The 15,807-nt window shown below is 66.4% G+C and carries 17 protein-coding genes and 1 tRNA gene; 13 read left to right on the forward strand and 5 right to left on the reverse strand.

Features of this window, described 5'->3' with window-relative positions; all coding sequences use genetic code 11:
- Positions 1-134 precede the first annotated feature (134 nt).
- Both ACEF39_RS09100 and amaB read right to left on the reverse strand, forming a co-directional pair.
- Positions 135-923, reverse strand: coding sequence for an SDR family NAD(P)-dependent oxidoreductase (locus tag ACEF39_RS09100; protein WP_500287702.1), 789 nt, complete (start codon positions 921-923; stop codon positions 135-137).
- Positions 923-2,455: an L-piperidine-6-carboxylate dehydrogenase gene (amaB, locus tag ACEF39_RS09105; RefSeq protein ID WP_500287703.1), complete on the reverse strand. Its 1,533-nt coding sequence runs from the start codon at positions 2,453-2,455 to the stop codon at positions 923-925. Before amaB ends, ACEF39_RS09100 begins: the two co-directional genes overlap by 1 nt.
- Before the next feature lie 185 nt (positions 2,456-2,640).
- On the opposite strand from amaB, the gene ACEF39_RS09110 reads away from it, so the two are divergent.
- Together ACEF39_RS09110 and ACEF39_RS09115 are read left to right on the forward strand one after the other, a co-directional pair.
- Positions 2,641-2,717: transfer RNA gene (locus ACEF39_RS09110), tRNA-Arg, on the forward strand.
- Between the two features lie 45 nt (positions 2,718-2,762).
- Positions 2,763-3,227 carry a GNAT family N-acetyltransferase gene (locus ACEF39_RS09115; protein WP_500287704.1) on the forward strand — a complete coding sequence of 155 codons (465 nt, stop codon included), beginning with the start codon at positions 2,763-2,765 and terminating at the stop codon, positions 3,225-3,227.
- A gap of 321 nt (positions 3,228-3,548) precedes the next feature.
- Here ACEF39_RS09115 and ACEF39_RS09120 read toward each other — a convergent pair whose 3' ends face one another.
- A complete protein-coding gene (locus tag ACEF39_RS09120) occupies positions 3,549-3,908 on the reverse strand; it encodes a response regulator (RefSeq protein ID WP_500287705.1) in 360 nt (119 codons plus the stop codon).
- Positions 3,898-5,058 (reverse strand): two-component system sensor histidine kinase NtrB, encoded by a 1,161-nt coding sequence (locus ACEF39_RS09125; protein ID WP_500287706.1) that lies wholly within the window; start codon positions 5,056-5,058, stop codon positions 3,898-3,900. Before ACEF39_RS09125 ends, ACEF39_RS09120 begins: the two co-directional genes overlap by 11 nt.
- Before the next feature lie 151 nt (positions 5,059-5,209).
- Here ACEF39_RS09125 and ACEF39_RS09130 point away from each other — a divergent pair, with 151 nt between their 5' ends.
- The 5 genes from ACEF39_RS09130 to ACEF39_RS09150 all read left to right on the forward strand — a co-directional run bounded on the left by ACEF39_RS09130 (position 5,210) and on the right by ACEF39_RS09150 (position 11,360).
- Positions 5,210-8,317: a response regulator gene (locus ACEF39_RS09130; RefSeq protein ID WP_500287707.1), complete on the forward strand. Its 3,108-nt coding sequence runs from the start codon at positions 5,210-5,212 to the stop codon at positions 8,315-8,317.
- Entirely contained in the window at positions 8,314-9,138 is an 825-nt protein-coding gene (locus tag ACEF39_RS09135) for a CheR family methyltransferase (protein WP_500287708.1), read from the forward strand. The genes ACEF39_RS09130 and ACEF39_RS09135 overlap by 4 nt, the downstream gene beginning before the upstream one ends.
- Complete coding sequence (locus ACEF39_RS09140; RefSeq protein ID WP_500287709.1) at positions 9,138-9,713, forward strand: chemotaxis protein CheB; 576 nt, start codon at positions 9,138-9,140, stop codon at positions 9,711-9,713. The genes ACEF39_RS09135 and ACEF39_RS09140 overlap by 1 nt, the downstream gene beginning before the upstream one ends.
- Positions 9,710-10,849, forward strand: a complete 1,140-nt coding sequence (locus ACEF39_RS09145; RefSeq protein WP_500287710.1) for a hybrid sensor histidine kinase/response regulator — start codon at positions 9,710-9,712, stop codon at positions 10,847-10,849. The genes ACEF39_RS09140 and ACEF39_RS09145 overlap by 4 nt, the downstream gene beginning before the upstream one ends.
- Before the next feature lie 82 nt (positions 10,850-10,931).
- Complete coding sequence (locus ACEF39_RS09150) at positions 10,932-11,360, forward strand: BLUF domain-containing protein (RefSeq protein WP_500287711.1); 429 nt, start codon at positions 10,932-10,934, stop codon at positions 11,358-11,360.
- 3 nt (positions 11,361-11,363) lie between these two features.
- Here the strand turns inward: ACEF39_RS09150 and ACEF39_RS09155 are convergent, their stop codons facing one another.
- Entirely contained in the window at positions 11,364-11,681 is a 318-nt protein-coding gene (locus tag ACEF39_RS09155; RefSeq protein ID WP_500287712.1) for a metalloregulator ArsR/SmtB family transcription factor, read from the reverse strand.
- 87 nt (positions 11,682-11,768) lie between these two features.
- Here ACEF39_RS09155 and ACEF39_RS09160 point away from each other — a divergent pair, with 87 nt between their 5' ends.
- From ACEF39_RS09160 to ACEF39_RS09185, 6 genes are all read left to right on the forward strand, one after another.
- Complete coding sequence (locus ACEF39_RS09160) at positions 11,769-12,206, forward strand: YeeE/YedE family protein (RefSeq protein ID WP_500287713.1); 438 nt, start codon at positions 11,769-11,771, stop codon at positions 12,204-12,206.
- Entirely contained in the window at positions 12,203-12,616 is a 414-nt protein-coding gene (locus ACEF39_RS09165; RefSeq protein ID WP_500287714.1) for a DUF6691 family protein, read from the forward strand. The genes ACEF39_RS09160 and ACEF39_RS09165 overlap by 4 nt, the downstream gene beginning before the upstream one ends.
- Before the next feature lie 63 nt (positions 12,617-12,679).
- Positions 12,680-13,732, forward strand: a complete 1,053-nt coding sequence (locus ACEF39_RS09170) for a linear amide C-N hydrolase (protein ID WP_336027679.1) — start codon at positions 12,680-12,682, stop codon at positions 13,730-13,732.
- A gap of 42 nt (positions 13,733-13,774) precedes the next feature.
- A complete protein-coding gene (locus ACEF39_RS09175) occupies positions 13,775-14,494 on the forward strand; it encodes a helix-turn-helix domain-containing protein (RefSeq protein WP_500287715.1) in 720 nt (239 codons plus the stop codon).
- A gap of 66 nt (positions 14,495-14,560) precedes the next feature.
- Positions 14,561-15,511 (forward strand): DMT family transporter, encoded by a 951-nt coding sequence (locus tag ACEF39_RS09180; RefSeq protein ID WP_500287716.1) that lies wholly within the window; start codon positions 14,561-14,563, stop codon positions 15,509-15,511.
- A gap of 138 nt (positions 15,512-15,649) precedes the next feature.
- A complete protein-coding gene (locus ACEF39_RS09185; protein WP_500287717.1) occupies positions 15,650-15,787 on the forward strand; it encodes a hypothetical protein in 138 nt (45 codons plus the stop codon).
- The last annotated feature ends 20 nt before the right edge of the window (positions 15,788-15,807 follow it).

Below are 15,807 nucleotides of genomic sequence, written 5' to 3' on the forward strand. Positions count from 1 at the left end.
TGGTCCGGCCAATGCCAGGCTGCCAGGCAAGGTTGGCAACCATCGGAGCCGGGAGCGGGGTGGTGTTGGTAGGCGTCGACCTTGGTCGACGAAGGCACCGCCAACCAAGGTTGGCGGCTACCGAGGTATCGGCGCTAGCCCATCAGCACCTGGCCGCCATCGACGTTGAGCACGTGGCCGGTGATCCAGCGCGCCAGTGGCGAGCACAGGAACAGCGCGGCATCGGCGATCTCGCGCGGCTGCCCGAAGCGGCCGAACGGAATCTTCGCCAGGGTGCCGTGGTACAGCGCCGGATCTTCGATACGACGGCGATCCCAGAGACCGTCGGCGAATTCGATCGAGCCTGGTGCAATGGCGTTGACCCGGATCCGGTCCGACGCCAGTGCCAGCGCCTGCGAGGTGGTGTAGTGCGAGAGCGCGGCCTTGGCCGCCGCATACGGTGCCCCGCCGGGACGCGGCTGCTGCGCGGCGATCGAGGAAAGATTGAGGATGCAGGCATCGGACGAGGCGCGCAGCCACGGCAACGCAAGGCGCGATGCGCGGACAGCGGCCATCAGGTCGATCTGCAGGCTGGCGGCCCAGCCGTCTTCGTCATCGGCCATGCCATAGCCGGTGGCGTTGTTGACCAGCACATCGATGCCGCCGAGCGTGTCGGCAGCGGCCTGCAGCCAGGCGCTGATCCGGGCAGGATCACCCAGATCGGCGGAGAAGGTGTGCAGTTGCGTGCCCTGTGCTTGCGCATCGGCCTGCAGGGCGTCGAGGCCGGCCTGGCCGCGCGCGCAGGCCGAAACCTGCGCACCGGCGCCAGCAAACGCCAGCGCCAGTTCGCGGCCGATCCCCTTGCTGCCGCCGGCGATCAACACCCGGCGGCCGGTGAAATCGATCACCGGCCGGCCATCGCGCAGAGGCGCGGTCTCTGCCATCACAGGTCGAACTTGATGCCCTGGGCCAGCGGCAGCGAATCCGAATAGTTGATGGTGTTGGTCTGGCGGCGCATGTAGACCTTCCATGCATCCGAACCGGATTCGCGACCACCGCCGGTATCCTTCTCGCCACCGAAGGCGCCACCGATTTCCGCACCGGAGGTGCCGATGTTGACGTTGGCGATGCCGCAGTCCGAACCGGCCGCCGACAGGAAGCGCTCGGCGGTCTTCAGGTTGGTGGTGAAGATCGAGGAGGACAGGCCCTGCGGCACGCCGTTCTGCATGTCGATGGCTTCGTCCAGCGTGCTGTACTTCATCACGTACAGGATCGGCGCGAAGGTCTCGTGCTGCACCACTTCATCGCTGTTCTTCAGGCCGGTGACAATGGCCGGCAGCACGAAATTGCCGGCGCGGTCAATGCGCGTGCCGCCGGTTTCGATGGTGCCGCCGCTGGCCTTGGCCTTTTCGATGGAGGCCAGGAACTGCTGCACGGCACCGTCGCTGTTCAGCGGGCCCATCAGGTTGGCCGGGTCGGTCGGATCGCCGATCTTGCCTTCCACCTGCTTGTACGCCTTGACCAGCGTGGCCAGCACGTCGTCATGGATGGATTCGTGCACGATCAGGCGACGGGTTGTGGTGCAACGCTGGCCAGCGGTGCCGACCGCGCCGAACACGATGCCGGGGATCGCCAGCTTCAGGTCGGCGGTTTCATCGAGGATGATCGCGTTGTTGCCGCCCAGTTCCAGCAGGCAACGGCCGAGGCGGTGCGCGACCTTCTCGGCGACGGTGCGGCCAACCTGGGTCGAACCAGTGAAGCTGATCAGCGGCACGCGCTTGTCGGCCACCATCTTTTCCGACAGCACGGTGCCGGCGTCGTTGATCAGGAAGAACAGGTCCGGGAAACCGGCATCGCGCAGTGCTTCATTGCAGATGCGCATCGAGGCGATGGCGGTCAGCGGGGTCTTGTTGGACGGCTTCCACAGGCAGATGTCGCCGCAGATCGTGGCCAGGAACGAGTTCCAGGCCCACACCGCGACCGGGAAGTTGAACGCGCTGATGATGCCGACCAGGCCGAGCGGCTGGTACTGCTCGTACATGCGGTGGCCCGGGCGCTCGGAATGCATGGTGTAGCCGTACAGCATGCGGCTCTGGCCCACGGCGAAGTCGGCGATGTCGATCATCTCCTGCACTTCACCGTCGCCTTCGGGCTTGCTCTTGCCCATTTCCAGCGCGACCAGCGAACCCAGCGCATCCTTGTGCTTGCGCAGCGCTTCGCCGCACAGGCGCACGGCTTCACCGCGACGCGGGGCCGGGGTGGTGCGCCAGACCTTGAAGGCCTCCTGCGCGCGCGCAATGACGGTTTCGTACTCGGCTTCGGTGGTGGCGCGGACCTGCGCGATCGGCTCGCCGGTGGTCGGATTGATCGGGGTGATCAGTTCACCGCCGGTAGCGCTCGACCACTCCCCGTTGCCCAGGTAGGTGCCAGCGTTGATCGCGTCCAGACCAAGGGACTTGAGCAGCTCGGAAGACATGCAGACTCCTGTGTTTCGTTACGTTGTGTTTGGTGCCGTCGCGGGCAGGTGGGGGCGCGACGAACTGAGCCGCCGATGGTAGCAGAGCGACCGGAACTGCCATGGTGCGCCGCGCCAGTGGCAGCGGTGTGGCAGATGAATGCTTGGAGGGCAGGGCGGCTTGCCTGTAAACTTGGCGGCTGCATGGCCCCGTAGCTCAGCTGGATAGAGCGTCCCCCTCCTAAGGGGAAGGTCGCCCGTTCGAATCGGGCCGGGGTCACCATCCACGTAGGGCGCATCGACGCGCGCCCGCAACAGCGTCGGCGCCATGGATCACCTCCTGCAGCCTGTTCAGCCTTCACACTTCGCGGTCATCGCCGGCTGGCTCGACTCGCCTGGGGCGACCCTGCGCTGGGCCGGCCCCGGCGTGCCGTTTCCGTTGCCTGCCGATGCCTTCGCCGCTGCATTGGCGTTGCCTTCGCGCCCAGGCTGGACGCTGCTGGATGCCGACGGCACCTGCATGGGCTTTGGCCAGTATTGGCAGACGGCACCTGGCAGCACCCACCTTGGGCGCATCATCGTGTCGCCGCAGGCGCGCGGCCGTGGCCTGGGCCGGGTGCTGGTGACCGCACTGTGCGCCGAAGCCGTTCGTCGTACCGACGCACTGCAACTGACGTTGAAAGTCTATCGGGACAATCCGGCGGCCGTGGCGCTGTACCGCGCGCTTGGCTTCGTTGCCAGCGAAGACGCATCCACGCCGGAGCTGCTGTTCATGGCCCGCCCGGCGGTCTGAGCCGAGAACGGGCAGTGCTCTGCACTCCCGCTGCACATCATCTGCACGCGCTGCTGCAAGCGGACTCGGCAGTCTGGTGCTGTCCCCATCGGTTGCCCAGGAGCGCCCCCATGAACACCCCCGGCACCCCCAAACCTTCCTGGCGCCAGCGCAACGTGCTGTTGACCGTCGCCGCAGTGCTGCTGGTGATTCTGCTGATCCTGCTCTTCGTGCCCTGGTAGGAGCGCGGCGTAGGAGCGCGGCGCGCCAGGCCATGCCTGGCGGGCCCATGAGGGTCGATTCGAGGTAGTGCCAGGCCATGCCTGGCGTCGCAACGGCGACTCAGGCCTGCTTGAGCAACTCCACCAGCTGCCGCAACCGGTAAGGCTTGGGCAGGAATTCCACCTGCTCGGGCAACGGCGGCAACTGCGAGCGCGCATAGCCGGAGGAGAGGATCATCCGCGCCTGCGGCTGGTCCCGCGCCACATGCTCGCTCAGCTCGATGCCGGACATGCCGTTGGGCATGCTGATGTCACTGAATACCACATCGAAACGCGCGCCACCCTGCAGCAGGGCGACTGCTTCCTGCGCATCCGCCGTGGTCGCCACGTCGATGCCGAAGTCGCGCAGGGCCAGCCCGATCATCTCGCGCAGATCGGTCTGGTCCTCCACCATCAATACGCGGATCGGATCATCGGTCATGTGCGGGGTCCTCGGTGGCAGGGAGCAGCAGGCTGACCGTGGTGCCGACACCGGGCGTGGTGGACACATCAACGAAGCCGCCGCTCTGGGTGGTGAATCCGAACACCTGGCTCAGGCCCAGACCGCTGCCCTTGCCGATGTCCTTGGTGGTGAAGAAGGGTTCGGTCGCGCGCTCGGCGATGTCCGGGGCCATGCCATGGCCCTCATCGCAGACGCTCAACGTTACATAGGTCCGTTGCCGGGATGTGTCGGCGTCGGGGTCCATGCGGTGTTCCAGCGCGGTGGCGATCAGTACCCGGCCGCCACCGACGGTGGCATCCGCAGCGTTGCCGACCAGATTGGTGAGCGCTGTCTGCAGCTGCACGGTGTCGCTCAGTATCGCAGGCAGGCCGGCGGCCAGCGCGGTTTCCAGGGTGACGCCGGCAGGGCAGGTGGCCTGCAGTGCGGGCAGCCAGTCGCGGATCCGCGCATTGATGTCCAGCGTTTCGCGGATCAGGGTCTGCCCGGTGCTGAAGGCCAACAGCTGCCGGGTCAACAGTGCGCCACGATCGCTGGCCGCCTGCGCGGTGGTGAGCAGGGCGTTGGCACGCGCATCATCACCCATGCGTGCGGACAGCAGATCCAGTGCATTGACAATGGTGGTCAGCAGGTTGTTGAACTCGTGGGCAAGGCCACGGCTGAGCTGGCCGACCGTCTCGAACTGCTGGGTCTGGCGCAACGCCCGCTGCGCGTCGCGCAGGAGCCGTTGCGCCTGCCACTGTTCTGTGATGTCGCGGGTGATCTTGACAAAGCCCACCAGTTCGCCGTGCTCGACCACCGACTCGATGACCACGCTGGCACGGAACGGCGACCCATCACGGCGCACCCGCCAACCTTCGGCGGCATGGTGTCCGCTTTCCGCCGCCAGTCGCAGCAGGTGCTGCGGCTCGCCGGCATCGCGATCAGCCGGCAGGTAGAAGCGTCCGAAGTGGGTGCCGATGACTTCTTCCGACCGGTAGCCCTTGATGCGTTCGGCGCCGGGGTTCCAGCTGCAGACGATGCCATCGGGATCGAGCAGGTACAACGCATGATCGCGCACGCTGTCGATCAGCAATCGCAGCTGTCGGGAAGGGTCCGTCAACACGGACGGCGTCGAAGCGGCAGCGACCACGATGAAATGCGTATTACCTCTGTGAGGGACGAGAACGTAGGCAGTGAAGTGTGAAGAAGGTGTGCACGCTGCGCCCGTGCCATTGGTCGTATGCGGCTGAATGCGACACGGAGTAACATCTCCTCCCTTTTCCAATGTGGAACCGACCTGCATGCGTCCTGGTGCGACTACGCGTGACCGCTGGATCTGGATGATGTCGGCGGTGCTGGTGGCGGCCACCGCCGCGCTGGAACTGGTGGTGCCCTTGGGCTATGCCGTATGGCTGGCCTATTTCATGGCCATCGGCGTCACTGTGTTCCAGCGCAGCGCCCGCGTGCCGTTCGTGGTTGCCTTCAGCGCCTGCGTGCTGCTGGCGGTGGGTTACAACGTGGCCCCGGCCAGCACCAATTCGTCGTTCTCGTTCGTCAACCGATCCATTGGTGGTGCGGCCTTCCTGATGATCGCGCTCATCGCGTCGCGTGCCATCCAGGCACGGCGCGAGGCGATGCGCGCGCTGTGGCTGCAGGAAGCGGAGAACGCGGTATCGCTGGGCCTGCGGGGCGAGCTGGCACCGGAACAGATCGCCGAGGCGGCGGTGACGGCACTGGCAACCCACCTGCGCGCGGACGTTGGAGCGCTTTATCGGCTTGAGGGCGGTCGCCTGCAGCTGACCGGTGGACTGGCGTTGCCGACCGGCATCCCGGCGACGCTGGGCCTGCAGGAAGGGGTGGCAGGGCAGGTGGCCCGCGACCAGCTGACGCGCCACCTGCAGGGTGGCGAAGGGGCGCCTCTTGAGCTGCAGACCAGCCTGGGACGTGTGCCTGTACGCGAGCGCATCCTCACCCCGATCAGCAGCGATGGCGCTGTGGTCGGCGTGATCGAGCTCGGCAGGTCGGTGGTGGGCGATCAGCGTGCACTGGATGACGAACTGTTGGAGCGCTGCGCCGAAACGATCGGCATGGCACTGCGTACCTCGATGCTGCGCGGGCAGCTGATGGTGCTGCTGGAGGAGTCGCAGCGCCAGGGCGAAGAGCTGCAGGCACAGCAGGAAGAGCTGCGTGTGGCCAACGAAGAGCTGGAAGAGCAGAGCCGCAGCCTGATGCAGTCGCAGACCCATCTGGAACAGCAGCAGGCCGAGCTTGAGCAGAGCAATGTGCAGCTGGAAGAGCGCACCCACGAGCTGGAGGCGCAGAAGCAGGCGCTGCTGGTCGCGCAGGGCCAGCTGGTTCGCAACAGCAACGAACTGGCCGCCACCTCGCGCTACAAGTCCGAGTTCCTGGCCAACATGTCGCACGAGCTGCGCACGCCGCTGAACAGTTCGCTGATCCTGGCCAAGCTGCTGGCCGACAACAAGGACGGCGCGCTCAGCGACGAGCAGGTCAAGTACGCCCGCGCCATCCTGTCCTCGAACAACGACCTGCTGGCGCTGATCAACGACATCCTCGATCTGTCGCGCATCGAAGCAGGGCACGTCGAACTGGCCGATGAAGTGGTGGTGGTCGACAGCGTGCTGCAGCGGCTGCGTGAAACCTTCGAACCGATGGCGCGGCAGAAGGGCCTGGCCTTGCAGATCGAGGCCGATGGCCTGGCCCCCAGCCAGCTGGTGGCCGACAACCAGCGCCTGCAGCAGATCCTGAAGAACCTGCTGGCCAATGCACTGAAGTTCACTGAACACGGCAAGGTCAGCCTGCAGGTGCGCAACGGCGGCAATGGCCGGATTCGTTTCGAAGTCGCCGACAGTGGCATCGGCATCGCACGCGATCAGTTGCAGCTGATCTTCGAAGCATTCCGCCAGGCCGATGGCAGCACCCGCCGCCGTTACGGCGGCACCGGTCTGGGCCTGTCGATCTCGCGCGACCTTGCGGTGCGCATGGGCGGTGACATCCAGGTGGACAGCGAGCCGGGCCGCGGCAGCTGCTTCATCCTCGAGTTGCCCCTGCAGGGTGCGCCGATGGCCGAGGCCCGCGCAGATGCCGCGGTGGCCGTGCCCGTGCGGCCGGCCCCCGCCGCGACTGCGGCACCGGCACCTGTTGCCCAGCGCTCCAGCGCTGCCCCGGCCACTGTGGTCGCCACGGTTGCAGATGACCGTGGCCGGCGTCGCCACGCCGGGCGACTGATCCTGGCCGTGGAAGATGATGCGGTCTTCGCCGAAGCGCTGGTGACGCTGGCGCACGAACTCGATTTCGACTGCGTGGTGGCCACCACTGCCGAAGAGGCGCTGGCACTGGCGGCAGACCTGCGTCCCAACGGCATCCTGCTGGACATCGGCCTGCCCGACGTTTCGGGCCTGACCGTGCTCGAGCGGCTCAAGCGCAACCCCGACACCCGGCACATTCCGGTGCATGTAGTCTCCGGCATGGACCGCGGCCAAGTGGCGCGCGAACTGGGCGCGATCGGTTTCGCTATCAAGCCGACCACGCGCGAGCGGCTGGTGGCTGCCATCGAGCAGCTTGAACAGACCAGCCAGCGCGATGTACGGCGCCTGCTGATCGTGGAAGACGACAACGACCTGCGCCGCAACCTGGAACTGCTGCTGGGCCGCGATCAGCTGCAGATCGCTGCTGTCGGTACGCTTGCCGCAGCGGTGGAGCAGCTGAGCACGGTCACCTTCGACTGCATGGTGATGGACCTGTCGCTGCCCGACGGCAGTGGCTACGACCTGCTCGAGCACATGGCAGGCAACGATGATGTCGGCTTCCCGCCGGTCATCGTCTATACCGGCCGTGCCCTCAGCCGCGAAGAAGAGCAGCGCCTGCGCCGCTACTCCAAGAGCATCATCATCAAGGGTGCACGCTCGCCCGAGCGCCTGCTCGACGAGGTGACGCTGTTCCTGCACAGCGTGGAGGCCAACCTGCCCAGCGACCAGCAGCGCCTGCTGCGCGAAGCGCGCCGCCGCGACACCGTGCTCGACGGACGCACCGTGCTGCTGGCCGAGGACGACGTGCGCAACATCTTCGCGCTGTCCAGCGTGCTGGAGCCGCTGGGGGTCACGCTGGAGATCGCCCGCAATGGCCAGGAGGCCGTCGACCGCCTGGCCCAGCGCGAGGTGGACCTGGTGCTGATGGACATCATGATGCCGGAGAAGGATGGCCTGCAGGCGATGCGCGAGATCCGCGCGCAGCGCCACCTGCAGGACCTGCCGATCATCGCGCTGACCGCCAAGGCCATGCCCGATGACCGTGAGCGTTGCCTGCAGGCCGGTGCCAACGACTACATCGCCAAGCCCATCGACGTGGACAAGCTGGTGTCGCTGTGCCGGGTCTGGTGTTCGCGGCAATGAACGAGCAGGCGCTGTTCGACCTGGAGCTGAAGGTACTGCTGGAAGCGCTGTACCAGCGCTACCACTACGACTTCCGCAGCTATGCGGTGTCCTCGCTGCGCCGTCGCGTCAGCCAGGCCATGCAGCGCTATGAGTGCGAGCGCCTGTCGGATCTGCAGCATCGGCTGCTGCACGAGCCGGAGCTGTTCGCCCAGGCCATGCAGTTCTTCACCGTGCAGGTCTCGGAGATGTTCCGTGACCCGGAGTATTTCCGGCAGTTGCGCGAACAGGTGGTACCGGTGCTGCGCACCTACCCTTCGGTGAAGCTGTGGGTGGCCGGCTGCAGTACCGGCGAGGAAGTGTGGTCGCTGGTGATCCTGCTGCACGAGGAAGGACTGCTTGAGCGCAGCATCGTCTACGCCACCGATATCAACCCCGCGGCACTGGCCACGGCCGAAGCCGGCGCCTACGGCATCGACCGCCTGGCGCAGTTCAGCCGCAACTACCTTGCCGCCGGTGGCACTGCTTCACTGTCGGATTATTACAGCACCGCCTACGACGGCGCGGTCTTCGAGCGCCAGTTGCGTCGCAACGTGGTGTTTGCCGACCACAGCCTGGCCACCGACACGGTGTTTTCGGAAGTGCACCTGGTGTCGTGCCGCAATGTGCTGATCTATTTCAACCGCGACCTGCAGGATCGGGCGGTAGGGCTGTTCCGCGAAGCCTTGGTGCATCGCGGCTTCCTCGGCCTGGGCAGCAAGGAATCGTTGCAGTTCGGCCGTCACCACGATGCGTTCGAAGCCTGTTCGCGGGAGCACCGCCTGTACCGGAAGGTGGCCTGATGGTGGCGATGTCCCGCCCTGAGGTCGTGGTGATCGGCGCATCGGCCGGTGGCGTGGCCGCCCTGCAGACCGTGCTGGGTGCGTTGCCGGCCACCCTGCCGGTGCCGGTACTGGTCGTGCTGCATCTGCCACGCGACCGTTCCAGCCGCATCGCCGAGGTGTTGACGCCGTTCTGCACGCTGACCCTGCGCGAAGCGGAGGACAAGCAGCCCCTGCAGGCTGGAACGGTGACGTTCGCGCCGCCGGACTACCACCTGCTGGTGGAGGACGCGCAGGCCATCGCACTGTCGATGGACGAACCGGTGCTGTTCTCGCGGCCGGCCATCGATCCGCTGTTCGAATCGGCCGCAGCCGTGTTCGGCACGCGCGTGCTGGCGATCCTGCTGACCGGTGCCAGCAGCGATGGCAGTGATGGCGTGGCCGCGGTGCGCGCCGCTGGCGGCCAGGCCTGGCTGCAATGCCCCGAGGAGGCCGAGGCATCGATGATGCCGGCCTCCGCCCTGCAGCACGCCGGCGCCGACGCCGTGCTGCCCCTTGAACTGATGTGTCGCCGCCTGAAGGAGTTGTTTGCATGAACCTGCTGCCGCCGGACCCTGCCCAGTCGCAGGCGCCGGTCAACCTGCTGATCGTCGACGACGTGCCGCAGAACCTGGTGGCCATGCAGGCGCTGCTGCGCCGCGAGGGCGTCAACCTGTTGCTGGCCGACTCCGGCGCGCAGGCGCTGGAACTGCTGCTGGAGCATGAGGTGGCGTTGGCGCTGCTGGACGTGCACATGCCGGAAATCGATGGCTTCATGCTGGCCGAGCTGATGCGCGGCTCTCAGCGCAGCCGTGATGTGCCGATCATCTTCCTGACCGCCTCGCCGGATGATCCGCTGCGGGTGTTCAAGGGCTACGAGACTGGCGCGGTGGATTTCCTGCACAAGCCGGTTGCACCGCAGGTGATCCTCAGCAAGGTCAATGTGTTCATCGAGCTCTACCAGCAGCGGCAGCTGCTGAAGGCGCGCAACGAAGCACTGGAGCGCGCGTTGAAGCTCAACGAGACCATGGCGGCGGTGCTCACCCACGACCTGCGCACGCCGTTGTCGGCCATCCTGCTGTGTGCCGACAAGCTGTCGCTGGAACTGCCGGCCGACAATGCCGGCGCGCAGCAGACACTGAGCTACCTGGAAGCCAGCACACTGCGGATGGCGCGCATGGTCGAGCAGCTGCTGGACTTCTCGCGGATCCGCAGCGGTGGCCTGCGCCTGCAGACCGGTGCCTGCGACCTGGCCGAGGTGACGCGTGCGGTGCTGGTGGAGGCCGGTGCCGGTCATCGAACCGATCGGATTGCGCTGGATGTCCGTGGTGATGCGACCCTGCAGGGTGACATGGATCGCTTGGGGCAGGTGGTCGCCAACCTGGTCGGCAACGCACTCACCCATGGCGCCAACGCAGCGGTGCAGGTACAGGTGGATGGTGGAGATGCGCGCGTGGTTGCGCTGCGCGTACGCAACGCCGGCCATGTCGATGAAGCGTTGCTGCCGCGATTGTTCGAACCCTTCAAGGCCAGCTTCCATCAGAGCAACGGGCTCGGACTGGGCCTGTACATCGTTGACCAGTTCGTGCGTGCCCATGGTGGACGGTTGAGCGCGCGCAACGACGCGGGACAGGTGGTGTTCGAGGCAGTGCTGCCTCGTCGCAGCGATGGACGCAGCGTGGTCGTTTCCTGAATTCTTCAGCTGACGCGTGAGCGTGCTGAGACGGACTCGTCCGCAACTGCTACCGTGGCATCACTCTTGCAAAGGAAGCTCCATGCCACTGCGTGCCATCGCCTATGTCAGCCAGGCCAGGCCGGATCTGTCTGCCGAACGTCTGCAGACGCTGGTCGAGGATGCCGCGCGCTTCAACAAGATGGCAGGGGTGACGGGTGTGCTGCTGCATGACGGCGAGCGCTTCCTGCAGTATATCGAAGGCCCACCCGATGGCATCGATTCGGTGTATGAGCGCATCCTGCAGGCCGGCAGCCATGTCGACATCGTCGAACTGGCGCGCGGCCGGGTAGGCCAGCGTCAGTTTCCGTACTGGGCGATGCGCGTGTTGCCGGTGGACGCTGCGCTGCTGCGCCAGCTTTCCGCAGGTGACTGGTCGGGGTTCGCGCGCACCGTGCGTGGCGACAGTGGGCGGCCGACCGCGGTGGATCTGTTGACCGAGGTCGTGCGGCCGGCGCTCAGCGCGGGCTGATCGCTAGCGCTGCGGTGCGCAGTACGCCGCGTGCAATGCCTGCAATACGCCCAGCGCAGGGCCTTCCAGCAGCCGATAGTGCAGTGTCTGTGCCTGCCGCCGCGTTGCCACCACATCCAGAGTGCGCAGCACGGCCAGATGCTGTGACAGCGCCGATGCGCTCAGGCCAGTCACGGCCTGCAGTTCTGGCACCGGTGCTTCGCCTTCCACCAGGCGACACAACACACGCAGCCGCGCAGGGTGAGCCAGCGATTTCAACAGGCCCGCCGCCTGTGCGGCATGCGCGGCCATCGCGGCACTGTCGGTGGTGATGCTGGGCATGGCTTGACCCGATAGTTCAGGAAAGTCTAATTTAGAGAAATCTAAATTTAAGGGCAAGCCGATGCGCGCAATGCAGAGGGACAGGGTATGAACCTGCCATGGGCGGCCATTGCAGGCGGCGGCCTGATCGGTACGTCGGCAGTGGTGCTACTGGCCACGCTCGGTCGGGTGGCCGGCATCAGCGGCATCACTGCAGGCGCCGTGGCCGCGCCGCGCGGTGATCGTGGTTGGCGCTGGGCCTTCCTGCTCGGACTGATGGTGGCTGCGGCGGCGGTACTGAGCTGGCAGGCGGGCGCGGGACAACCACCACGCGCCTTGCTGCGTGACGCCCTGCCGGCCTGGCAATTGATCGCTGCCGGTGTGCTGGTGGGCGTCGGTACGCGACTGGGCAACGGCTGCACCAGCGGCCACGGTGTCTGTGGCCTCGCCCGTGGATCGCGGCGATCGCTGGTGGCGGTGCTGGTGTTCATGGCCTGCGCGATGCTCACTACGTTCCTGGTACGCCACGGCGGAGGCCTGGCATGAGCCGCAGCGTTTGGTCCGCAGGCGCGGCCGGTGGCCTGTTTGGTGCCGGCCTCGCGCTGGCCGGCATGACCGACCCGCGTTGCGTGCTCGGTTTCCTCGATGTGGCTGGCGACTTCGATCCCACGCTGGCCTGGGTGCTGGCGTCGGCGCTGCTGGTCAGTGCACTGGGTCAGTTCTGGCTGCGGCGGTGGCAACGCCCATGCTGCGCCGAGCGCTTCCAGCTGCCGGCAGCGCAGGCTGTCGACGCGCGCTTGCTGTTGGGCGCTGCAGTGTTCGGCATCGGCTGGGGCTGGGTCGGCTATTGCCCAGGACCCGCGCTGGCCGCGTTTGCGGTGGGCGCGCGCGAAGCCTTGTGGTTCGTGCCCGCAATGGCGGCCGGTTTCTGGCTGCATGATCGCTGGCTGCGTTGAGGCTTCACGTTCGTCTCACCGTTGCGGGGTTCAGATCACCCTTCCCGGGGAACGGAGCACAACATGGCACGGATGAAATGGAAAGGCAGCGCGTTGCTGGCGGCGGCACTGGCGACGGCGGCAATGCCGGCGATGGCCTGCACGCGCGCGGTGTATCTGGGCGACAACGGTGATGTCATCACCGCCCGCTCGATGGACTGGAAAGTGGACGTGGCCACCAATCTCTACGTGTTGCCGCGTGGTATTGCGCGCACCGGAAAGGCGGGGCCGGGGTCGATCGCCTGGACTGCGCGCTACGGCAGCGTGGTGGCCACCGGCTATGACATTTCCACCACCGACGGCATGAACGAGAAGGGCCTGGTCGCCAACCTGCTGTGGCTGGTCGAGTCGGAATATCCGGCCCAGCGCAGCGGCAAGCCCGGCCTGTCGATCTCGTTGTGGGCGCAGTACGTGCTGGATAATTTCGCGACGGTGGAGGAGGCGGTGACCGCCCTGCAGCGCGAGCCGTATTCGATCGTGACCGACAAGGTGCCTGGCGAGGACCGTCAGGCGACGCTGCACCTGTCGCTGTCCGATGCCACGGGTGACAGCGCGATCGTCGAGTACATCGGCGGACGCCAGGTGATCCACCACGATCGCCGCTACCAGGTGATGACCAATTCGCCGATCTTCGACCAGCAGTTGGCATTGAACAGCTACTGGCAGCAGATCGGTGGCACGGTGATGCTGCCGGGCACCAACCGTTCGGCCGACCGCTTCGCGCGCGCGTCGTTCTACATCAACGCGATTCCGAAAGCGGAAGATCCGGTGGAGGCGCTGGCCAGTGTGTTCAGCGTGATCCGCAACGTGTCGGTACCGTTCGGCATCACCACGCCGGGCGAGCCAAACATCTCATCCACCCGCTGGCGCACGGTGGCCGACCACAAGCGACGCCTGTATTTCTTCGAGTCGGCACTGACACCGAACACCTTCTGGGTTGACCTGACCAAGGTCGATTTCGGCGGCAAGGTGCTCAAGCTCGATCTCGGCCGTGACCAGCGCAATACCTTCGCCGGCGATGCGCTGCAGCACTTCGTGCCCAGCGCGCCGTTTACCTTCCTCGGCGTGGAGGGTTAGCGCAACGTTGCGGGCCGGCAGCGGCGCGCGCACACTCCTTGAATGGGCGCGATCTTCCATCTACGGCACTACGGTCAGGCCACCGGCCTGGATCGCCACGACTACGCGCAGTGGGTATTGCCCCTGCAGGGTGAGCTGCAGTTCGAGATGGAGGGCAGGGGTGGGCGTCTTGACCTGTTGCAGGGCGCCTTCGTGGCTGCCGGCGAGGCGCACGACCAGATGGCCGATGGCCCTAACGGTTTCGTGATTGTCGACTGCGGACCGGGTGTGCTTGATGACGCGACCCAGGAGCACCTGTGCCGGCAACGCTGGCTGCATTTCCCGCTGTCGCTGCGGCAGCGGCTTGCCCAGGTGCAGACGGGTCGGCCTGTGCCAGCGCTGCTGCCGGAACTGCTGCGGATGTTCGCGCCTGCGGGTAGTGGTGCGCGCCTGCAAGGCCTGTGCGCTGCCGTCGAGGCGATGCCGGGGCAGGGGTGGTCGGTCGCGCGCATGGCCGTCTTCGTCGGCATCAGCGAAAGCCGTCTGCATGCGGTGTTCCGGCGCGAGTTCGGGTTAAGCCCGCAGGCTTGGCTCAGTGCCAGCCGCCTGCGCTGGGCCAAGCACCAGTTGCGGGTCAGCCCGGCTTCAATCAGTGACATCGCACTGGCCGCAGGCTATTCCGAACAGAGTGCACTGACCCGTGCGCTGCGCCGCGAATGCGGGCAGACGCCGGCAGCATGGCGGCGCGGGACGCCCGACGTTACGCAGGCGAACCGGCAGTAGCCTCGGTCAAGACCGGCCGGCAACGGCCGCTTACACTGCGCGGCCCGCTCTCGCCGTGAACCTGCAATGCGCAACAACCCGATTGCTCTGGGCATCGCCAATGGCATCGCCGCCGGTGCGCTGTGGGGCGTGGTCTTCCTCGCGCCCGCCGTGTTGAACACCTTCAATGCCCTGCAGCTTTCCGCTGGCCGCTATCTGGTCTATGGCCTGATCGCCGTGGTTCTGCTGCTGCCGCGCTGGAAGCGCTTGGCGCCGCAGCTCGGCCGTGCCGAATGGATCGGCCTGTTGTGGCTGAGCCTGGCCGGCAACCTGGTGTACTTCCTGCTGTTGGCCACGGCGGTGCAGTGGGCCGGTGGCGCCGCTGCTTCGTTGATTGTCGGCCTGATTCCGGTCGTGGTCACCTTGGTGGGCGTGCGCGAGCAGGGCGCGGTGCCGTTGAAGCAACTGCTGCCGGCGCTGGGGTTGTGCGTGGCCGGGGTGGCGATGGTCGGCTGGGAAGCGCTGATGTCCGAACACCTGGGCACGCCCTGGCGGCAACGCCTGATCGGTCTGCTGTGCGCGTTCGGTGCGTTGTTTTCGTGGGCGCTGTACTCCATCGGCAACAGCCGCTGGTTGGCGCGACGGCCTGATCTTTCCAGCCATGACTGGTCGCTGCTGACCGGCGTCACTACCGGCGGCTTGTCATTGCTGCTGGTGCCGATGGCGTTCATCGGACACGCCGGGACTCATACGGCCGCGCAATGGAGTGGGTTCTGGGCCATCAGCGCGGGCGTTGCGGTGGTTGCTTCGATCCTCGGCAACGCGTTCTGGAACCGCGCCAGTCGCCTGCTGCCGCTGACCCTGACCGGGCAGATGATCGTGTTCGAAACCCTGTTCGCGCTTCTCTATGCCTTCGCCTGGCAGCGACGTTGGCCAAGCCTGCTGGAACTGCTGGCGATCGTGCTGCTGGTCGGCGGCGTGCTGTTGTGCGCGCATGCACACCGCACGCCCCGCGCGATCACCGAACATGTCGGCTGAATCGACGCATTGAAGCCGACGATCACCGTTTTGTCTCAATTGCAACCAAATGCCGGCACGTTGGCCGATGATCGCCGCAAAGAAATATTGCGCCGCAACACTTGACAGCGGCCATCGCGGCGGTGTTTTCTGTACGCCATGGTCCTTGATGCCGCCAACGCCTGCCTGATCGCCCCCGCTGCCGCGGGCCGTTCGACTGCGCCGGTCGCCATCACCACCACCATTACCACCACCACCGCCACCACTGCCCTGGTGCGGCCCGTCGTCTTCGTGTAACTCCCGAAAACAACGGCCCC

Source organism: Stenotrophomonas indicatrix, from assembly GCA_041545745.1.
In the GTDB taxonomy this organism is placed as follows: domain Bacteria; phylum Pseudomonadota; class Gammaproteobacteria; order Xanthomonadales; family Xanthomonadaceae; genus Stenotrophomonas; species Stenotrophomonas indicatrix_A.

Bases quoted from the DNA above. Each gene is read 5' to 3' on its own strand.
- ACEF39_RS09155 (WP_500287712.1), bottom strand. From the start codon at position 11,681: ATGCCCAGCATCACCACCGACAGTGCCGCGATGGCCGCGCATGCCGCA.
- ACEF39_RS09170 (WP_336027679.1), top strand. From the start codon at position 12,680: ATGGCACGGATGAAATGGAAAGGCAGCGCGTTGCTGGCGGCGGCACTG.
- ACEF39_RS09150 (WP_500287711.1), top strand. From the start codon at position 10,932: ATGCCACTGCGTGCCATCGCCTATGTCAGCCAGGCCAGGCCGGATCTG.
- ACEF39_RS09175 (WP_500287715.1), top strand. From the start codon at position 13,775: ATGGGCGCGATCTTCCATCTACGGCACTACGGTCAGGCCACCGGCCTG.
- ACEF39_RS09180 (WP_500287716.1), top strand. From the start codon at position 14,561: ATGCGCAACAACCCGATTGCTCTGGGCATCGCCAATGGCATCGCCGCC.
- amaB (WP_500287703.1), bottom strand. From the start codon at position 2,455: ATGTCTTCCGAGCTGCTCAAGTCCCTTGGTCTGGACGCGATCAACGCT.
- ACEF39_RS09115 (WP_500287704.1), top strand. From the start codon at position 2,763: ATGGATCACCTCCTGCAGCCTGTTCAGCCTTCACACTTCGCGGTCATC.
- ACEF39_RS09165 (WP_500287714.1), top strand. From the start codon at position 12,203: ATGAGCCGCAGCGTTTGGTCCGCAGGCGCGGCCGGTGGCCTGTTTGGT.
- ACEF39_RS09100 (WP_500287702.1), bottom strand. From the start codon at position 923: ATGGCAGAGACCGCGCCTCTGCGCGATGGCCGGCCGGTGATCGATTTC.
- ACEF39_RS09140 (WP_500287709.1), top strand. From the start codon at position 9,138: ATGGTGGCGATGTCCCGCCCTGAGGTCGTGGTGATCGGCGCATCGGCC.
- ACEF39_RS09160 (WP_500287713.1), top strand. From the start codon at position 11,769: ATGAACCTGCCATGGGCGGCCATTGCAGGCGGCGGCCTGATCGGTACG.
- ACEF39_RS09185 (WP_500287717.1), top strand. From the start codon at position 15,650: ATGGTCCTTGATGCCGCCAACGCCTGCCTGATCGCCCCCGCTGCCGCG.
- ACEF39_RS09130 (WP_500287707.1), top strand. From the start codon at position 5,210: ATGCGTCCTGGTGCGACTACGCGTGACCGCTGGATCTGGATGATGTCG.
- ACEF39_RS09145 (WP_500287710.1), top strand. From the start codon at position 9,710: ATGAACCTGCTGCCGCCGGACCCTGCCCAGTCGCAGGCGCCGGTCAAC.
- ACEF39_RS09135 (WP_500287708.1), top strand. From the start codon at position 8,314: ATGAACGAGCAGGCGCTGTTCGACCTGGAGCTGAAGGTACTGCTGGAA.
- ACEF39_RS09120 (WP_500287705.1), bottom strand. From the start codon at position 3,908: ATGACCGATGATCCGATCCGCGTATTGATGGTGGAGGACCAGACCGAT.